The organism is Kosakonia sp. YIM B13588 (assembly GCF_042788165.1).
Taxonomy (GTDB): domain Bacteria; phylum Pseudomonadota; class Gammaproteobacteria; order Enterobacterales; family Enterobacteriaceae; genus Kosakonia; species Kosakonia sacchari.
The window spans coordinates 1-18,394 of sequence record NZ_JBHZPO010000022.1 but is presented as its reverse complement, the minus strand read 5'-3'; the positions used below and the strand labels follow the sequence as shown (position 1 = coordinate 18,394).

The following is an 18,394-nucleotide window of genomic DNA, read 5'->3' as shown; positions in this document are numbered from 1 at the left end:
CGCGTTATCAGGCTCTGTCAGCCCAGGCAGGCATGGAGGTCAGGTAGCGAACGGCGCGTTTACGCGCTTCTTCGTTGCCGACGTGCTGCCAGGAATCCAGGTACTGCGCAAGGCCGGAAACGGCCTCTTCCCAGGATTTCAGCTGGCCTTCGCTGTCGGTACACCAGACACAATATTTATCGCTGGGGCCACGAGATTCCGGCGCGGATAGCGGCATTCCGCAGGAGTGGCAGTGAGGTTCGGCGTGAGACATGGTGTGCTCCTTGTCAGTGAGTTGAGCGATAAATATACAGAAGCGAGGAGCGGGGAACTGTTCATCTGCTCATAAAGGCGTGTTTTTTTCATGGTTATTGTGGACGGCGTGTTGTTTTACACTTTTCGTTCACTTCGCAGGGAGGATGGCATGACAGATTACTGGTGGAAGGATCTTCGCGATCGCAATGAGAGCTGGCAGGGGCTGGAACTGATGGTGCGTGAAGGCGACGGTCAGGCGATGGAAATGCTCAGCGGGCACAACGGGCGCATGGCGTTACAGGTTAACGGCCAGACGCTATTCTGGGCCACCATGCTCAACGATCACTCCGGGGTCTGGCTGGTGTTTAATGCCGATCATCCGGCTCAGCAACTGCTATTGCCTGCCATCTCTTCTGCCGATGTGGAAAGCGCTAAACGCGCAGGCGAAGCGAACTGGACAAGCCACTGGTGTCGTTATTTTGCCCGCCAGTTGATGGAGGTGCCAACGCCGCTGCTGGCACCGCGCCGCTGGTTGCTGCGCCCAATGGAACAAGTCAAACCTACTGCGCCGTATGTGCTGAATAAACCGCTACCGTTTGCGCAGTGGCGGTTTCATACGCCTGCCAGCAGCGCGCAAATCAGCGTCAACTGGTCGCTGTGGAGTGAGGATTTTCCCGATCTGCAAAACCCGGAAAAGGTGACGTTTGTCGACTGGTGGTGGAACGGTCATCTGCTGCTGGCGCGTTATCCGGTGGAACCAAACAGCGGGCGCGTGAAGTGGTGGCGCAAGAAATGCCGCGAAGGTGAATTGCCGCCGATTCTGGTGTGGTTTATCGCCGGGCTGGCATCGTTCGTGATCCTCGACGGGCACGATCGTTTGCAGGCGGCGCTGGCAGAAGGCATTCAGCCGCAGTTTCTGGTGCTCAGTGAGCTCAGCGAACAAAGTTATACGCCAAATGAAGAGACGCGGGAGCGGGTGCTGCATTCGCTGGTTCTCCAGCAGGAGAAGTGCAAAATAACGGGTGCCAACATTGATGCAATGAACCAGTCGCTGCTGAACCTGTATGACACCCGTTATCTTTACGCCCCGACGCACAGCCGTGCGGTACTCGGCGATGGCAAAGGCTGGGAACGCGAAGTCACCAGCTATTTGCAGCGCCACCAGTTAGATGAGTATCTGGAAAAGATTCTTTCGCGGGAAGAGTAAGGTGAGAACGCCAGCCGTTTTAGTGTTCACAAGGGCTGGCGTGTGAGTAAATGCTTACTGGGGGCATTAGCCCCCCGGGTTTTGAATACACTTACTGCGATGATTTTTAAAACCCACGCACTTGCCAGTTTCAGGATCGACATAGTACTGGATCGGCGTCGGGAGAAATAATTCATGGAATGGAGCATCCGGAGGAGGAGCAAGGTTGGTGCTAATTTGCCAATATTGCGCCCCCTCTATTTCCACAAGTTCTGCTATATGAAAGTCATAGTCCCAGCAATTTTTGAATTTTTTAAGTGCGTAGGCTTTGGCGGCTTCTATTGCTTGTTTCTCATCAATCATTGTTGAACACCGTAGTAAACGTTATACATCGACCCACCTACAGTGACCGGACCAAGTAAAATACCTGCGGTTTCGTGGCGCAGTGCGGTATAGGTTATTTGGTAGCCATTACCGAGAGGAAACCGGAAACCTTGCAAAATATATTGTGCGGAAACACCGTTGGCTCTTAACTGGGCAATAGTTTCTGCGAGAGCCTCTTCAAGATAACGAAGAATATAAGACTTGTAGTAGCCACTATGATGGATATACGCCCGTAATTCCCTAAATAAATAGAATTTGGCAGCTATAAATTGATGCACTCTTTCATGGTAAATGGTTTCCAGAACGGCATGAGAAGCCTCTTCTGCTGTCATTTTTGTGCGATCAAAGTTTCGCCCAATAGTGATATCGCCATAGATGGAAGTTTCTCCATTCCCTATCCCCATACTCTTTGTAAACTTGATTTTAGGTCTGTAACGCCATCTGGATTCACTATTTCTTGGCATATTTAAGCGGGCTGCCAATTTTTTGGTATACCTCGGAAGCCTTGCGCCATTGAGATGAGTATTAAAAACATCATCCGGTTTTTTACGCAAAAGAAGCGCAAAGACCGTATTAACGCCAATTAACGTAATTGCTTCGGCGAGATCGCTGGCTGCCTGATCCAGATCGGATTCTGTCTGAGCGTTATTGGTTTTGACGGCAAAGTCATAGAGCTTTTTCCCCGCCTCAACCGCTACGCCACCAATGGCCGCCCAACCCACCACCAGCAATATGACATCCGCAATTTCGCCAATGCCAAAGAAGTGCGCCCCAGCCCATAAAACAACAATTCCGGCCATGGTCGCCAGCGCCTGCGGTGTAATTAATGCTAATAGCTGCTGCCCTACGTCTGCGGGTAATAATGACGCTGCTTTGGTAAGGACAATCTTAAGCCTTGCCTGTAAATCTAATCGAACAACATCCATTTTTTTAACTCCGTATTTTTTGCAGTCATCATATACCCGCAAAAAATACGAGGTCTATTCGTTGGGCTCAGATAATTCTCAAAAGGAGGTGGGAAAATAACGTATCAGGAGAATTACCCCGCATCCTTGCGGGGCTGAATGGCTTATTTCACGGCTTGCAGCGCCGTTTTCTCGACGTAGGGTTTCATCAAGGTATCGGCTTCTTTCTGTGCGGCTTCGGCGGCAGCTTCCGGGGTAACTTTCTCGTCGTTCACTACCGCAGCGAGTTGGTTTTCCATCGCTTTACGTACCGCGACCGTTTCGTAAGTGGAGTACCACGGGTGGGCATATTGCAACTGCTCCAGCGCAATCGCCGCACGTGGATCCTGCTTCAGATACTCTTTCATTTCGGCGGTGTCGTAAGAGGCTTTCAGTGGTGAGAAGTAACCAGTAAAGCGGCTCCAGGCGCCGTTGACCTCCGGGCTGACGAGATAGGTCAGGAACTGATAAGCCGCTTTTTTCTGTGCATCGTTGATGCCCTTAAAGCTCACCAGGCTGGCACCGCCAATCGGTACGGCGCGCTGCTCCTGAGCGGGCATCATCGCCACACCCAGCTCGAAATCTTTAGTGTTCTCACGCATAAAGCCCAGCGCACCGGTGCTCAGCATCGCCATGCCCAGCTTGCCGGAGAAAAACGCGGCGCTGATCTGCTTGGAGTTAAGCACGCCGGAGGGCATCACTTTGTCTTTGTAGATCAAATCCTGCCAGAAGCGCAGTGCGCCGATGGTGGTTGGCGCGTTGTAATAAACTTCGCCGGGATAGTTTTCGTTGAAGTAGTTGCCGCCGTTGGCGCGCACCAGCGAGGAGAAAATCCAGCCACCGTAATCGTCGTTGGTCGAGGGCAGCATGATGCCCCACTGGCCTTTGCTCTGGTCGGTGAGTTTTTTCGCGTCGTCGAGCAGCTCTTTCCAGTTCTGCGGCGGCTGTTTGATGCCCGCCTGGTCGAACATCGTTTTGTTGTAGTAAAGGATCGGCGTCGAGTTGTGGAACGGAATGGCGTAGGTTACGCCCATCACCTGCGCGTTTTTGTGCATGGCTGGCCAGAATGCATTTTGCAGGAAATCGCCCGCTTTTTTGTCGCCATATTTGAACAGTTCATCCATCGGCAGGATTTCATCTTTCAGCGCCAGATCGGTGGTGAAGTTGGCGGACATGATCACCAGCGCAGGCGGCTGGCCCGCTTTCTGCGCGGATTCGGCTTTCATTTTGGTGGTGTCGTAATTGCCGGTAAAAATGCCGCGCACTTCCACGTCTTTTTGCGAGTCGTTAAACGCTTTGATAACGCGCGTCATCTCCATCGTCAGTTTGCCGTCCACCGGGGCCGGAAACATGAAATCAATCTTCTCCTGCGCCATCGCAGTGCCGCTAATAGCAAGGGTAATGGCGTAAGTAAGCACTCGCAGCGTCTTTGGCAGAGGCTTATGCATGGTCTTTCTCCTGGTGTAAGTTAAGCAAGGTTTGCGCATCAAAAAGATGGCTATCAAGGGGTGAAAAACCGACGCGGAGTGTGTCCCCTTTGTTGGGAACATCGCCTCTGTGACGGCGGATATAACGCAGGTTGCCAATCGGCGTGCTGACATGTAGCTGATAGTCTGCGCCCATCAGTTCCCGCTGAATCACCGTGGCGGGCAGCACCAACTGGCCCACTTCCGGCGTATCGGTAATGTGCTCTGGTCGAATGCCCAGCCACACGTCAGCGGCATCGCGCGCGTGGGTCGGTAACGGCAGGCGTTGCTCGTCCAGCAGCACGTTGCCACTGGCGCACGGCAGCGAGAGCAGATTCATTGCCGGAGAGCCGATAAACCCGGCGACAAACAGGTTTGCCGGGTGCGCATACAAGTGCTCCGGGCGACCCACTTGCTGCACGTGGCCGCCATTCATCACCACAATGCGGTCGGCCATCGACATGGCTTCGGTCTGATCGTGCGTGACATAAATGGTGCTGGTTTTGAGTTGCTGGTGCATCGCCATAATGCTGTCGCGCACCTCAGTACGCAGGCGTGCATCAAGGTTGGAGAGCGGCTCGTCCATCAAAAACAGTTTCGGGTTACGCACAATCGCGCGCGCCATCGCCACGCGCTGGCGCTGACCGCCGGAAAGTTTGGCCGGTTTTCTGTCCAACAGCGTATCGAGTTGCAACATCTGCGCCACACGCTCGAGGCGCGGCTGCCAGCTGGCTTTCTCTTCGTGGCGCACTTTCATGCCGAAGGTGATGTTGTCGCGCACGGAAAGGTGCGGAAACAGCGCATAGTTCTGGAATATCATCGCGAAATTGCGCTCGCGCGGTGAACGCGTGGTGATGTCGTCGTTGTCGAGCAGTATCGCGCCATCGCTGACGCTCTCCAGCCCGGCAATCAGCCGTAGCAGCGTGCTTTTACCGCAGCCGGAAGGGCCAACCAGCACCACGAATTCACCATCGTGAATATCCAGCGACAGCGCGCTGAGCGCCGCTTTGCCATCGAACTGTTTACTGATGTTTTGCAGTCTTAACATGGCCTTAACGCTCATCCACCGGGCAACTGATGCTTTCGTTGTATAACCACGGACCAGCGTAATGCGACAGCGGATGCAGGTAGCTCACCCACTGTTCGCCAATCTGGCGATGCATCAGGCATGACGGCGGTGACATGTCGTAGTACGGGCGCGTGTCTTCATGGCAGTACGGCACCTGGTGCACCGTCGCCGGGATGGTGGCAATCGTCGCCTGGCGATACTGCGTCATGGTCAGGCTGTGGTTGTGACCGCAGAAAATGCGCGTCAGCGCCGGGAAGCGCTCCACCAGTTTCAATAACTGATGACCATTTTCGCAGGCGATGCGATCCATCTGCGCGTTACCGAGCGGCAGCGGCGGGTGGTGCATAAATATCGCGGTCGGTTTGTCTTTGCTGTCGCTAAGCTGCGCTTCCAGCCAGTTCAATGTTTCATTGGTCAGCCAGCCTTTCGATTCCCCGGCGAGGCTTGAATCAATGAACAGCAGGCGAGTGGCGAAATCATCAATCGCATAGCGCATGTTCTGCGGATCGCTGCCCAGCTGCGGGCACAGCGGGTGTAAGTATTCAAGGAAGTGGGCTTTATCGTCGTGGTTGCCAGGAATAACAAACAGCGGGTAGTCGAGGCTACCGAGGATCTGGCGCGCCACGCGGTACTCTTCCGGACGGCCGCAGTTAACAATATCGCCGCTGACCACCACCGCATCCGGGCGTTCGCGCAGCGCGTTAAGCTGGCATACCACATCGGCATTTCCGGCGTTGATATCAATAAAGCCGTACAGCTTCTCGTTCTGGCTGCGGAAATGGGTATCTGAAATTTGCGCTAAAAACATCACTCAACTCCTTATTTAATCCCGGAAAAGCCAAAGCTCCGGAGAAACTGCTTTTGAAAAGCGATAAACGCCACCATCAGCGGCAGGCAGACCATCAGCGTCCCGGCGCTGATCATCCCCCACTGACCGCCGGACTCCGCGCCCATGGCGAATGACACCAGGCCGACCGTCAGCACCTGTTTGTCCGGGTCGTTGAGCATCATCAGCGGCCATAAATACTCATTCCAGTGATAGGTAATGCTGACGGCGGCGAAGGCCAGCACCGACGGCCACGACATCGGCAACATCACGCGGAACAGCACCTGCCACCAGCGACAGCCCTCCATCAGCGCCGCTTCTTCGATCTCTTTCGGGATGGCGAGAAATGCCTGACGCATCAGAAACACGCCGAACGCCGAAGTGAAGTAGGGCATCATCACGCCGGTCAGGGTGTTGAGCAGGCCGAAGGTTTTGAGCGTCAGCATGTTGGGGATCATCATTACCACCGGCATGATCATCAGTTGCACCAGAAACAGGATGAACAGCGTTTTCTTGCCGCGAAATTCGTGGCAGGCAAAGACGTAACCGGCGGTGGTAATGGTGAACAGCTGCACGAAGAAGGTGCCGAAGGCGAAAATCAGCGTGTTGGCGTACAGGCTCAGCCAGTTGGCGCTGTTCCACGCGTCGCGGAAGTTATCCAGCGTCAGCGGGAAGCGCGGCAGAATCGACGCCATTTCTTCGCCAAAGGTGGTGGCACTGAAAGCAGACGAAAGCATCCAGATAAACGGGCTCACCCACAGCAGCGCCAGGCAAATCATCAGCACCGCAAGCGTCACCGGGCGGGAGTGGCGCAGGCGTAACCACAAGGGGCGCGATACGGACGTACTGCGGTTGATAGCAGGCGTAATTTCAACGCTCATAATGCGCTCCTCTTTCCAGTAGTTTCAGGTTGACCAGTGAGAAGACGAACAGCCCGACTAGCGTCAAAAACGTGGCGGCGGAGGCTTTGCCCAGATCGTGGGTATCCCAGGCGAGGTTTTGAATGTAATAGAGCAGCACGGTGGTGGCGTTGTCCGGCCCGCCGCGCGTCATCACCGCGACGTGGTCGATCTGGGTAATGGAGTAGATGAGTGCGGTGGTAACGACAAAGCTGATGGTCGGGCGCAGCAGCGGCAGCGTCACCCTGAAGAACACCTGCGTGACGGTTGCCCCTTCCATGACGGCCGCTTCACGCGTGGACGCGGGAATACCCTGCAAGCCGGCAAGAAAGAACAGCATGTAATAGCCTGCGAATTTCCATACGCCAATCAACGCCAGCGCAAACAGCGCGCTGTTGCTGCGGCCCAGCCAGTTGTTGTTCATCGGGCCAAACAGTTGCGCCAGATAATGATCGAGCATGCCGAGGCCGGGCATAAAGATAAACAGCCACAGCGCGGCGGCGCTGACCATCGGGATAATCATTGGAAAGAAAAAGGCGGTGCGCAGCCAGCGGTTAATGAGGTGGTTTTCCCACAATGCCACCGCCAGCAGCAGCGCCAGCGTGACGCCCGGGATCACCGTCAGCAGCAGATAAACCAGGTTATTGAACAGCGATTGCCAGAATACGCTGTCATCCAGCAGGCGGGCGAAATTTCCCAGCCCGACATACGGCGCATCCTGGGTTGCCATACGGGTGTCGAACAGGCTGTCGTACACCGAGCGAAAGAGTGGAAAGTAAGTAAACAGCGCCAGGAATAGCAGTGACGGCGACAGAATCAGCCAGGGAAGCCAGGATTTTCTCATAAGTTTCTGAAAACGAATTTACGGGGTTCGAAAGCCAGAGAGTCTGTGAAAAAAATGCTGCAATAGGATGGCGCGCAAATGACTGTTTAGTGAACAGTTGTTCACCGTGAAGCGCGGGTAGAAATGTGGGTATTTATAGATAAAAAAAGCCCCGCATCCTGCGGGGCAACATTCTCACCTTTTCACGGGGGGAGATCAGAAATCCATTTTGACGGTGAACTGCACTTCGCGCGGATCGCCAATCTGGTTGCCCAGGTTGTTGGTGGCAATTGACGAGGTGTAGTAGGTCTTGTCGAAGATGTTTTTCAGGTTAACCTGCAACGTTACCGGGTATTGCAGTTTCATTTTGTAAGCGGCAAACGCGTCGGCAACCGCGTAGCCCGGCAGGTAGTAATCCGCGCCGTTGGTGGCAGAGCGGCGGCTAACGCCGTGACCACCGCCGCCGAGAGTCAGCGTATTGCCGGCAAAGACGTTATGAATGTCATACGTCAGGAACAGTGACCCGGTGTGGCGCGGCACGTTCGGCAGCGGTTTCCCGGCGTAATCGGGATCTTCCAGCACTTTTGCTGCGGTGTAGCTGTAGCTGGCAATCACGTTCATGTTCGGCGTCAATGAACCGGCGAGATCCATCTCCACCCCTTGTGAGCGCACGCGCCCGGCGGTTTTCGCCACCGTGTCGTCGCCGACGATCTCGTTGTACAGCACGTTACGTTTGTGAATATCAAACGCCGTGATGTTGGCGGTAACGCCGTCGAACAGGTCGAATTTTGCCCCCACTTCGTAAGAGGTGGAGGTTTCTGGCGGTAAGTCACCGATATAGCTGGCGATGGACGACTGCGGCATAAAGGCTTTCGCTACGTTACCGAACAGCGAAACCGATGGCGTGAGTTTGTAGACCAGGCCAAATTTCGGCGTCCATTTTTCGTCGCTGCTGTCGGTGTTGACGTTAAACGGACGACCTTTCCCGGCGTACTGGGTGTAATACTGGTAACGCATCCCGGCAACGGCGATCCATTTGTCGGTCAGGTATAACGCATCCTGCGCATAAGCCGAGTAGCTCTCCTGCTTGATGGTTTGATCGCTGTCGGACGCGGAGACGGAGGTGCATTTGCTGGCGTTGCCATAGACGGGGTTATAGATATTGAAATCTTTGACGTTTTTACAGCGGATCATGTCGGTACGCAGCAGATCGTAATATTCATACGAAACGCCGGTGAGGATCTCATTATAAAACCCGCCAATGTTCACATTACCCTGCAGGTCAGCCCGCGTGGTGTGCATGCGCTGCGTGGAGCCTTGCGTGGCATCCACGCGGCGCGTCAGGTTGCCGGTGGCGGCATCGTAAGCCATCACGCGTGACTGGTTATCGCTGTATTTATCCTGGCTGAAGCCGTACTCGACTTTGCCGGTCCATTCGCTGTTAAAGCGGTACTCGGCGTTTAACTGCGCGATGTCGGATTCGCCGTCGGTGATATTAAATGGCTCATCGAAGCGGGTTTTTCTGTCGACATTTACCGCCTGTTTGGTGGTGAGATCGAAGATTGTGCCGCGATCAAACGGTGTCTGGTAATCGCGGTGAGAATAGAGCACGTTGACGGTGGCGTTATCGCCAAACCACGTCAGCGAGGGCGAAATAAAGGTGCTTTTCTCTTTACCAAAATTGCGCCAATAATCTTCGTTTTGATACTCGCCAATCAGGCGGTACGCCAGCTGCGTGCCCTCAATCGGCCCGGTAACATCAAACTGGCCGGTTCCGCCGCCAAAGCTTGAAGAGGTGGCGGAAACGGAGCCGCCGAATTGGGTTTCCGGGCGTTTCGTGACCACATTGATAAGCCCGCCGGGATCGAGAATGCCGTACAGCGTGGACGCCGGGCCTTTCAGCACTTCAACGCGCGACACGTCGGCGTTAAAGCTGCGCGGCACCACGGTGCGCAGGCCGTTGGTCATGATTGAGCCGTCGCGGTTGGCACCAAATCCCCGGCGCACAAACGCATCCTGCGTGCCGCCGAGCGTGTTGGTTTGTACCACGTTGCTGACGTTATACAGCGCTTCATCAAGGTTGGTGGCGTGCTGATCTTCCAGCACTTTATCGCTCACGGTGTTGACCACCTGCGGAATATCCAGCAGCGGCATGGACGTCAGCGTGGCGGTGGAAGAACTTATTGGCTGGTAGCCGGAAGTCGCTTGTTTATCGGCGGAAGAGGTGCCCGCCAGCACGGTGATGGTGTCGCCTTCTTTGCTTTGTTCCGGCTTGTCTGCCGCATGTGTGAAGGGGGTGAAAGCCGATCCTAAAAAGAGCGCAGAAAACAGCGCGTGCCCTTTCAGCCCGGAGATACAACGAGTTAACTCAGCCATTTATTCTACTTTTCCCGAAAAACCCTGAACAACGCAGGAGTGAACGTTTTTATCTTTATTGCCCGATTGCGCGACTCTACCCGTTTGCTGCGATCTACAGCGTCGGATATGTAATTGAGAATCATTCAATCATGAGGCTTTGTAGTAGTAAACGTAAAATGAAAGAAATTTGCTACAGCGGATTCAGGTGTGAAATGCGACTCGAAAAACCGTGATAAATTCTATTTATATCTTTGAATATAAAGTAATTATTTTTAATCGTTACGGGGTGGTTTTTTTGTGGTGACACAAAATAAAGAGGTGTTGGTTTCATTTGCGACGGCACTTGACTACTACAGCGGCAAACGGCAATATCGAAAAGAGAATGAGATTTATTTTTGTTTGATGGTTTAGTGCGCGGCTATTTTCATGAGCGTGCGGCGCAGGAGTCAACATGCCACAGCAAGTGGAAAATCAAGCCGAAGGGCAAGGGATCGTGCTGGAAAGCCTGTCGGCGGGCTACCACAGCAAGGTGATTGTCGACGACATTACGCTTTCGATCCCGTCGGGGAAAATGACCGTGCTGGTCGGCGCGAACGGCTCCGGCAAATCCACACTGCTCGGCACCCTCGCCCGGATGCTCAAACCGCTCGGCGGCAGCGTGCTGCTTGATGGCAAAGCCATTCATCAACAACCTACCAAAGCCGTTTCCCGCCAGTTAGGTATTTTGCCGCAATCGCCGATTGTGCCGGAAGGGCTCACCGTCTTTGAACTGGTGTCGCGCGGGCGTTTTCCGTGGCAGAGCTTTATGCGCCAGTGGTCTGAAGAAGACGAACAAGCGGTCATTGAGGCGCTAAATCTGACCGGTACTGCGGAGTTCGCGCATCAAACGGTAGATAGCCTCTCCGGCGGCCAGCGCCAGCGCTGCTGGATAGCCATGGCGCTGGCCCAGCAAACGCCGGTGATCCTGCTCGATGAGCCGACAACATTTCTCGATCTACGCTACCAGGTGGAGATCCTCGAACTGCTGCATTCCCTGACCCGCGATCATGGGCGCACCGTGGTTGCGGTGTTGCACGATCTCAATTTCGCAGTCAACTACGGTGATACGCTGGTGTTCCTGAAACAGGGGCGCTTACAGGGTGTGATTGATGAAGGCGAAGCCTGTACCCCTGAGCTTATCAAACGGGTGTTTGATGTTGATGTGCAGATGTCGATTAACCCGCTGACCGGAAAGCCCTTTTTTATGCCGTTTCGTAAACCGGCTGGAACGAGCGCATGAGTAGCGTCGCGTTTTCCGCCCGCCGCCGCGCCGGTCGCGTGGGCGTGCCCTCTCTACTGCTGACACTGTTCGTGCTGGCGGCATCGGTCGCGCATCTCGGCCTTGGCGCGCGCTATATCGCACCGCCGACGGTCATCCAGGCGCTGCTGGATTTCGATCCGCGTAGCTTCGATCACCGCGTCATTATCAGCCTGCGTTTGCTGCGGCTGGTGGCGGCGCTCTTTATCGGTGCGTCGCTCGGCGTGGCCGGAGCATTGTTACAATCGGTCATCCGCAACCCCTTAGGTGAGCCGCATATTCTGGGGCTGAATTCCGGTGCCGCGCTGGCGGTAGTAGCGTGCACGGCGCTCGGCATTAGCCCCGGCGATGCGGCATTCAGCCGCCCGTTGATTGCCGCAGGTGGCGCTGCACTGCTCTTTTCGCTGGTGATGGCGCTTTCATCTGCGGGGCGTTCGGGTTTTACGCCGATGAAAGTGACGCTGTGCGGCGTGGTCATCTCGGCGTTTGCCTCCTCGATTACCGCCGCGATCCTGATCCTTGATGAGCAAACGCTGCTCAGTATGCGCACCTGGCTGGCGGGCGATCTCGCCGGGCTGAACTGGGCGCAGATCCAGCATGCGGCGATAGCTGCCGTTATCGGTTTTGCGATGGCGTTATGGCTGGCTCCGGCACTGAACATGCTGGCGCTGGGCGACAACATGGCGCGGGGTTTAGGTGTGTCGCTGATGCGCACGCGCGCGTTGTCGCTGGCGGCGATTGCGTTGCTGTGCGGTGCGGCGGTGTCGGTGGCCGGACCGATTGGTTTTATTGGTCTGGTGGTGCCGCATATGGTGCGCCGTCTTGCCGGGGATGATTTACGTGTTGTCGTGCCACTCTCGGCGTTGGGCGGCGCGCTGTTGTTGCTGGTGGCAGATATTGCCGCTCGTACGCTGCTGGCGCCGCAGGAACTGGCAACCGGCGTGATGACCGCGCTGGTGGGGGCACCGCTGTTTATTGCGCTGGCGGCGAGGTTTTTCAAATGAGCGACCTGTTGCCGCGCGCCGGATTACGCCGTTTGCGGGTGGGTGGTTTTTCCCGCCTGCTGCGCCCGCATGCGCTGATGTGGATTTTTGGCCTCGTCATCGTGGCGCTGGCGTTACTGCTGACGGGCGTGACACAGGGTTCGTTGCCGGTTCCGGCATCTTCTATTGGCCGCGCGTTATTTTTTCCTCAGGCACTGAGCGGTGAACAGCAATACGTGGTGTGGGACATTCGCCTGCCGCGCGTGCTGATGGCGCTAATGTGCGGGGCGATGCTCGGCATGGCGGGCGCGGCGATGCAGTCAATCACTCGTAATGGGCTGGCGGATCCTGGCTTGATTGGCGTGAAAGAGGGGGCGAGCGTAGTCGTGCTCACGCTGGTGCTGTGCTTTCCGACCGTTGGTTTAGTCTGGCGACCGCTGGCCGGTATGGCGGGGGGATTGCTCGCTGCCGGGCTGGTGATGGCGCTGGCGCGCGATGTTTCCCGCCCGCGTTTTGTTCTGCTCGGCATTGGGGTTTCCTGGACCTTCGCCGCCGGGATTGGCGCGTTTATGACCACCGCCGATGTGCGCGATGTGCAGACCGCGATGATGTGGCTGGCGGGCAGCCTGCACGCTGCCACCTGGCCGTTGCTGATGGTGGCGCTGTGCTGGGCGGTTCCGGCAACGTTGATTTTACTGGTAACCGCGCGCGCAGCGGATGTGGCGTTGCTCGGTAATCAGGCGGCGACCGGTCTGGGCGTGCGCCTTGCGCGCCTTCAACTGCTGCGCTTTATCGCACCGGTGCTGCTCACCGCCGCCAGCGTTTCTTGCGTGGGCAGTATCGGTTTTGTCGGCCTGATTGCCCCGCATATGGCGCGCTTTCTGCTGCGCGGCGGCCAACGTGCGCTGCTGTGGGGCAGCGCAATGCTGGGTGGGTTACTGGTGCTGCTGGCGGATTCGCTCGGGCGGTTGGCTTTCGCGCCACTGCAAATCCCCGCCGGGATTGTTATCTCGCTGATTGGCGGGCCCTTTTTCTTGCTGTTGCTCTGGCAGCGGCGCGATCGTTTATAACGCTTAAAGGTCTTGTATGCGCTTACTTTTTTCGCTGCTGGTGCTGGTTGGTCTGAGTGCCAGCGCTGCGGAACCGACCCAGGTTTTCACCGACGATCTCGGGCGCGTGGTCACGGTGCCATTGCACCCGAAACGCATTGTGTCGTTACACGATCTCGATATCACTATTCCGTTGATCGAGCTTGGCGTACCGCCGGTCGCCAGTCACGGGCGTACGCGCCCGGACGGCACCCATGTGCTGCGCTCCAGCGGCATGTTGACCGGTGTCGATTTTGACAATTCAACGATTACATTTATTGGTTCAGCGGATATCGACATTGAAGCGGTAGCGGCGGCAAAACCGGATTTGATCATCACCGAGCCCAGCCGCAACACGCCGGTGGAGCAGTTAGCGAAAATCGCGCCCACCGTCAGCATTGATCATCTGGAGGGCGGTGCGCCGGAGATCTACCGCAAGCTGGCGCAATTAACGGGGACACAGGCGCGCTTTGCCATCCTTGAGCGCCGTTATCACGAGCAGATCGCTGCGCTGAAAAAAACCATCGATACCAGCAAGATAACCGTGTCGGTTATTCAGGCTAACAACGGGAAAATCAACGCGCTGCACAGTTATCACTCGCTGGGGCGCGTGCTGCGCGATGCTGGTTTTCGTTTTCCGCCGCTTATCGACAGCATCCCCGACGGCGGGCGCATTGACGTCAGCGCCGAGCGGTTGCCGGAACTGGATGCCGATTTCGTTTTTGCCACCTGGCGCGGCGATACCGGCGGTAAACCACAGGATGAAATGGCGGCCATGGATGCGGTGATGCCAGGCTGGTGTGATTTCCTCACTGCCTGTCGCCGCGGGCATTATGTGCTGATTTCGCGCGAAGAGGCGATCTCCAACTCGTTTGCCTCACTGAGCCTGATGGTGGCGCAGGTGCAGTTGCAAATTGCCGGTCGACCGTTACCGGCGACCAAATAAGGGCGCACGATGCTGAACAGCAAAAAAGTGAAAACGCGCGTGGATGTGTATGGGGAACGCTTTCGGGCGCGGGCGCATACGCTGTCGCCGCGTTTGCAGGCGGTGGCGCGTTATATCAATGAAAACCGCGAAGGGGTGCTGGAGCAAACGGCAATTGAAATAGCCAGGGCGACGCAAACCTCCGACGCCACGGTGGTGCGCGCGATTCAGGCGCTGGGTTTCGCCGGGCTTCGTGATTTGAAGCAGACGCTGGAACACTGGTTCGGCCCGTCGGTCTCCTCGGCGGAAAAGATGAGCACCACGGTGAGTGCGCTCTCGTGTGACGTCAATTCCGGCATCGATTTCGTGCTCGAAGGGCACCAGCACACCTGCGAAATTCTTTCCGCGCCGGATAACCGCTACGCGATTGCCCAAGCGGTCGCGCTGCTGGTTGAGGCGCGGCAGGTGGCGATTTTCGGCATTGGCGCATCGGGGATCCTCGCCGAGTACGCCGCGCGGTTGTTCAGCCGCATCGGGTTACCCGCATCCCCCCTCAACCGCACCGGCATTGCCCTGTCTGAGCAGCTTATCAATTTGCAGCGCGGCGATGTGCTGGTGATGATGGCGCAGAAATCGGCGCACCGGGAAGGGATGACTACGCTGAAAGAGACGCGGCGGTTGGGGATCCCGGTGATTTTATTGACTAACGCTGTCGATTCGCGCTTTAGCCAGCAAGCCGATGTGGTGATCCACGTTCCACGCGGTGGTGAGAATGGCAAAATCCCGCTGCACGGCACCGTGCTGTTGTGTCTGGAGATGATCATCTTGTCGGTCGCGTCAGCGACCTCGCAGCGGGCAATTAAAACGGTGAAACGCATTAATGAGTTTCACCGTGGGTTAAAACCGGGCGGGAAGAAGGGTTAAGAGATAAACATCAGCGGTGATATGCCAAAACGTTTGGCTAACTTCTTAATATGGTTGAGGTTAAGCTGGCGCTCGCCGTTAAGCACTCTCGATACCATCGATTTGCTGCCAATTTCCTCCTGAAAATCAGACGTCGTCAGTTGGTGCTGATCCATCAGTGTTCTGAGCACCGCAAGTCCTGTCGGCATCGCCGCCATCTCTTCACGCAAGGCGATAATTTCCGGTTGGTTATTTTCGTAAGCACTAATTTTCGCACAAACGATGTCTACCAGCGGGCTATCGGGATTGTCCATTAACAGCTGTTCTACCAGTTCCAGCGCATCCTGATAGTCTTTCTCCGTCGGATGTTCTCCCAGCAGTGGGACCGCAGCGATGAGCGCATGGGTGGCTTTTAATGCATCAGCGACGATCATTTTTTCTTCCCCTTAGTACAATGCATTCCTTTACCTTGTGCGTCCGTGCCAATAAGTCAACAACACGCCGTTTATTGCCATTTAGTCAACGATTTTGTGCACTTCTAGCGATGACGCCGCCCATATAAATAAATCATCAGCGCGGCGCTGTAAGCCATCACAATCGCGAGGCACATTTTCCACATCGCTTCACCACCGATGCCGGAAAGTGGCGTGGCGATGCCGCCGAAGACAAACATCAGCATGCCCAGTAGCGCCGAGGCGGTGCCCGAATCGCGTGCTTCTACGCTGTTCATCGCTGCCGAACCGGCGATGGTTGAAATCCCGCTGTTCAGCGCGACGGTGAAAAATAGTCCCACCAGCGCCAGCACCGACATGCTGCTCCATGCAAAAAAGGCGGTCAGCAGCGCGGTGGTCACCGCCAGTACCAGCCCGATGCCGAGCAGTTTCTGCCCGTCTATACGCCGCGCCAGGCGGGCGAAAATCAGTGCGGAAATAATCAAGCCAATCCCGTTGAAGCCAAACAGCAGGCTGAATTGCATTGCTGTAAGCCCATATTCGTTTTGCAGCACGAACGAGGATGAACCGATATACGAAAACAGCCCGGCCAGCATAAAGGCCTGGATAAAGCAGTGCGTGGAAAAGGGCTTGTTCTTCAGCACATTGACGGAGGTTTTTAACAGCGAGCCGCCGTGGTTTTTCTCCTGCAGAGTCTCTTTCAACACCAGCATGGCAGAAAGCAGCAGTACCACACCGATGACAGCCATGGTCCAGAACAGCGCCCGCCAGTGCAGGGTGGAGGTGATATACCCGCCGAGCACCGGGGAAACAATTGGCGCAATGCCGTTAATGGTCATCAGCAGGGCGAAAAATTGCGTCAGCAGCGTGCCGTGATATTTATCGCGCGCGATGGCGCGTGACAGCACGGAACCGCCCGCGCCGGCAATGCCCTGAATAAAGCGCCAGAAAATCAGCCAGTAGATACTCTGCGTGGTGGCGCACAGCACTGAGGAGATGATAAACAACAGCAGCGACAGCAGCAGCGGGCGTTTGCGCCCCATCCTGTCGCTGAGTGGCCCGAAAAAAAGCTGCCCCAGCCCTAAGCCGATAAGCGAAGCGGTCAGCGAAAGCTGGATCAGCGTGTTTGATGTACCCAACTGTTGGCTGATATCCGGCAACGCGGGCAGGTAAAGATCGGTACAAATCGGCCCCATGGCCGTGAGCATGCCCAGCACGATGGCAAAGGCGGGAGAGATCCGTGACATAACTGCTCCGAAAACGCGCCGGGCAAGCCCGGCGCAAAGGGATTAACTGACGCCACCGCCCAGCGATTGCCAGAGCGTTACGCGGTTTTGCAGATCGGTTTGTTGCAGCGAAATCAGCGACTCTTTTGCCGTCCACAGCGCGCGCTGCGCGGTCAGCACCGACAAGTAATCGCCGGTTCCGGCGCTGTACTGGCGCTGGGCGATATCCAGCGCTTTCTGCTCGGCGGCGACATATTCACGCTGTGCGTCGAGTTGTTCGTTGAGCGTTTCGCGCCGCGCCAGCGCATCGGCAACATCTTTAAACGCGCTCTGAATGGTTTTTTCGTAGGTCGCGATCAGCCCTTTTTTCTGTGCTTCGGCGTAATGCAACTGCGCGACATTTTTCCCCCCGGCAAACAGCGGCAGCGAAATGGACGGCGCGAAAGACCACACTTGCAGGCCGTGGCTAAATAAGGAGGAGAGCGAATCGCTGCCCACCCCGGCGCTGGCTGTCAGCGAAATAGTCGGGAAGAAGTTCGCCCGCGCTGCGCCGATGTTAGCGTTCGCGCTTTTCAGGTTATGTTCCGCTTCCTGAATATCCGGGCGACGCAGCAGCACGGAAGAAGACACGCCCGCTGGCGTCAGCGTAATGCTGTTGTCGGCAAGACTCTCCAGCGTACCCGGCAGCAGCGACTCCGGTACCGTGTCGCCCGCCAGTAAATTGAGCGCGTTTTTATCCTGTGCCACCTGCGTTTGGTAGCTGGCGACGCTGGCGCGTGCCTGCTGGAACACCGCCATGGCATCGGCGGTATCACCGGCGGCGGCCACGCCAATCTGCTGTTTGCGTTTGACAATGTTCAGCGAGTTTTGCGCGCTCTCCATCGTCTGCTTCGCAAGTTCAAGATTGCTGTTATCCGCCGCCAGCGTCACCCAGGCGGTGGTGATTTCCGCCACCATGCTCAGGCGCGTATTTTGCGCGGTGTATTCGCTGGCAAGCCAGGTTTCACGCTCTGCGCGGGTCAGGCTCTGGTTACGGCCAAACAGATCCAGTTCGAAGCTGGAAACCGCGCCATCGGCTTCGGCGCTGCTGCTTAAGCCAGTGGCAACGGTGCGGCTGCGCGTGCTGCTGAGTTCGGCATTCAGCGTCGGGAACAGCGCGGCGCGGTCTTCGGCATACAACGCGCGCGCGGCATCGATATCGGCAATCGCTTTTTGCACATCGCGGTTATGGGTCAGCGCATTGCTGACCACTTGTTGTCTATAGAAAACCACCAGCTAGGCTGGTGGTTCCGTAAAGCTTTCAGCTTTAAGCCAGTTATTAAAACCCCTTT

17 protein-coding genes and 1 pseudogene are annotated in these 18,394 nt (G+C 56.2%); 6 read left to right on the top strand and 12 right to left on the bottom strand.

Going from position 1 to position 18,394, the window contains the following annotated elements; genetic code table 11:
• Positions 1–7: 7 nt before the first annotated feature.
• Complete coding sequence (locus ACFX4U_RS23440; RefSeq protein ID WP_200553281.1) at positions 8–253, bottom strand: zinc ribbon domain-containing protein; 246 nt, start codon at positions 251–253, stop codon at positions 8–10.
• A 150-nt stretch (positions 254–403) separates the two neighbouring features.
• On the opposite strand from ACFX4U_RS23440, the gene ACFX4U_RS23435 reads away from it, so the two are divergent.
• Positions 404–1,441, top strand: coding sequence for a hypothetical protein (locus ACFX4U_RS23435; protein WP_313507846.1), 1,038 nt, complete (start codon positions 404–406; stop codon positions 1,439–1,441).
• 66 nt (positions 1,442–1,507) lie between these two features.
• Here the strand turns inward: ACFX4U_RS23435 and ACFX4U_RS23430 are convergent, their stop codons facing one another.
• From ACFX4U_RS23430 to ACFX4U_RS23395, 8 genes are all read right to left on the bottom strand, one after another.
• Positions 1,508–1,783: a hypothetical protein gene (locus ACFX4U_RS23430; RefSeq protein WP_200553279.1), complete on the bottom strand. Its 276-nt coding sequence runs from the start codon at positions 1,781–1,783 to the stop codon at positions 1,508–1,510.
• Entirely contained in the window at positions 1,780–2,730 is a 951-nt protein-coding gene (locus ACFX4U_RS23425) for a hypothetical protein (RefSeq protein ID WP_313507845.1), read from the bottom strand. The genes ACFX4U_RS23430 and ACFX4U_RS23425 overlap by 4 nt, the downstream gene beginning before the upstream one ends.
• 143 nt (positions 2,731–2,873) lie before the next feature.
• Positions 2,874–4,196 carry an ABC transporter substrate-binding protein gene (locus tag ACFX4U_RS23420; protein ID WP_313507844.1) on the bottom strand — a complete coding sequence of 441 codons (1,323 nt, stop codon included), beginning with the start codon at positions 4,194–4,196 and terminating at the stop codon, positions 2,874–2,876.
• Positions 4,189–5,262, bottom strand: a complete 1,074-nt coding sequence (locus ACFX4U_RS23415) for an ABC transporter ATP-binding protein (protein WP_313507843.1) — start codon at positions 5,260–5,262, stop codon at positions 4,189–4,191. Before ACFX4U_RS23415 ends, ACFX4U_RS23420 begins: the two co-directional genes overlap by 8 nt.
• A 4-nt stretch (positions 5,263–5,266) precedes the next feature.
• Positions 5,267–6,091, bottom strand: a complete 825-nt coding sequence (locus tag ACFX4U_RS23410) for a phosphodiesterase (RefSeq protein ID WP_313507842.1) — start codon at positions 6,089–6,091, stop codon at positions 5,267–5,269.
• An 11-nt stretch (positions 6,092–6,102) separates the two neighbouring features.
• Positions 6,103–6,990: a carbohydrate ABC transporter permease gene (locus tag ACFX4U_RS23405; protein WP_313507841.1), complete on the bottom strand. Its 888-nt coding sequence runs from the start codon at positions 6,988–6,990 to the stop codon at positions 6,103–6,105.
• Positions 6,980–7,852, bottom strand: coding sequence for a sugar ABC transporter permease (locus ACFX4U_RS23400; RefSeq protein WP_313507840.1), 873 nt, complete (start codon positions 7,850–7,852; stop codon positions 6,980–6,982). Before ACFX4U_RS23400 ends, ACFX4U_RS23405 begins: the two co-directional genes overlap by 11 nt.
• A 195-nt stretch (positions 7,853–8,047) precedes the next feature.
• On the bottom strand, positions 8,048–10,207 hold the full coding sequence (locus ACFX4U_RS23395) for a TonB-dependent siderophore receptor (protein WP_349350633.1): 2,160 nt from the start codon (positions 10,205–10,207) through the stop codon (positions 8,048–8,050).
• Positions 10,208–10,640: 433 nt separating this feature from the next.
• Between ACFX4U_RS23395 and ACFX4U_RS23390 the strand changes: the two genes are divergently transcribed.
• The 5 genes from ACFX4U_RS23390 to ACFX4U_RS23370 are packed head-to-tail and all read left to right on the top strand — an operon-like array spanning position 10,641 to position 15,406.
• Complete coding sequence (locus ACFX4U_RS23390) at positions 10,641–11,468, top strand: ABC transporter ATP-binding protein (RefSeq protein ID WP_313507838.1); 828 nt, start codon at positions 10,641–10,643, stop codon at positions 11,466–11,468.
• Entirely contained in the window at positions 11,465–12,490 is a 1,026-nt protein-coding gene (locus tag ACFX4U_RS23385) for an iron ABC transporter permease (protein ID WP_313507836.1), read from the top strand. Before ACFX4U_RS23390 ends, ACFX4U_RS23385 begins: the two co-directional genes overlap by 4 nt.
• Entirely contained in the window at positions 12,487–13,539 is a 1,053-nt protein-coding gene (locus ACFX4U_RS23380) for an iron ABC transporter permease (RefSeq protein WP_313507835.1), read from the top strand. The genes ACFX4U_RS23385 and ACFX4U_RS23380 overlap by 4 nt, the downstream gene beginning before the upstream one ends.
• Before the next feature lie 16 nt (positions 13,540–13,555).
• Positions 13,556–14,503: an iron-siderophore ABC transporter substrate-binding protein gene (locus ACFX4U_RS23375; protein WP_305737209.1), complete on the top strand. Its 948-nt coding sequence runs from the start codon at positions 13,556–13,558 to the stop codon at positions 14,501–14,503.
• Between the two features lie 9 nt (positions 14,504–14,512).
• Complete coding sequence (locus ACFX4U_RS23370; RefSeq protein WP_313507834.1) at positions 14,513–15,406, top strand: MurR/RpiR family transcriptional regulator; 894 nt, start codon at positions 14,513–14,515, stop codon at positions 15,404–15,406.
• Here the strand turns inward: ACFX4U_RS23370 and ACFX4U_RS23365 are convergent.
• The 3 genes and pseudogenes from ACFX4U_RS23365 to ACFX4U_RS23355 all read right to left on the bottom strand — a co-directional run.
• Entirely contained in the window at positions 15,403–15,819 is a 417-nt protein-coding gene (locus ACFX4U_RS23365; protein WP_380218721.1) for a type II toxin-antitoxin system HigA family antitoxin, read from the bottom strand. The two genes, ACFX4U_RS23370 and ACFX4U_RS23365, sit on opposite strands and share 4 nt — an antisense overlap.
• Positions 15,820–15,923: 104 nt before the next feature.
• Entirely contained in the window at positions 15,924–17,084 is a 1,161-nt protein-coding gene (locus ACFX4U_RS23360; RefSeq protein WP_313507833.1) for a multidrug effflux MFS transporter, read from the bottom strand.
• Between the two features lie 42 nt (positions 17,085–17,126).
• A pseudogene (locus ACFX4U_RS23355) lies at positions 17,127–18,320 on the bottom strand (efflux transporter outer membrane subunit); the annotation flags it as partial.
• Between the last annotated feature and the right edge of the window lie 74 nt (positions 18,321–18,394).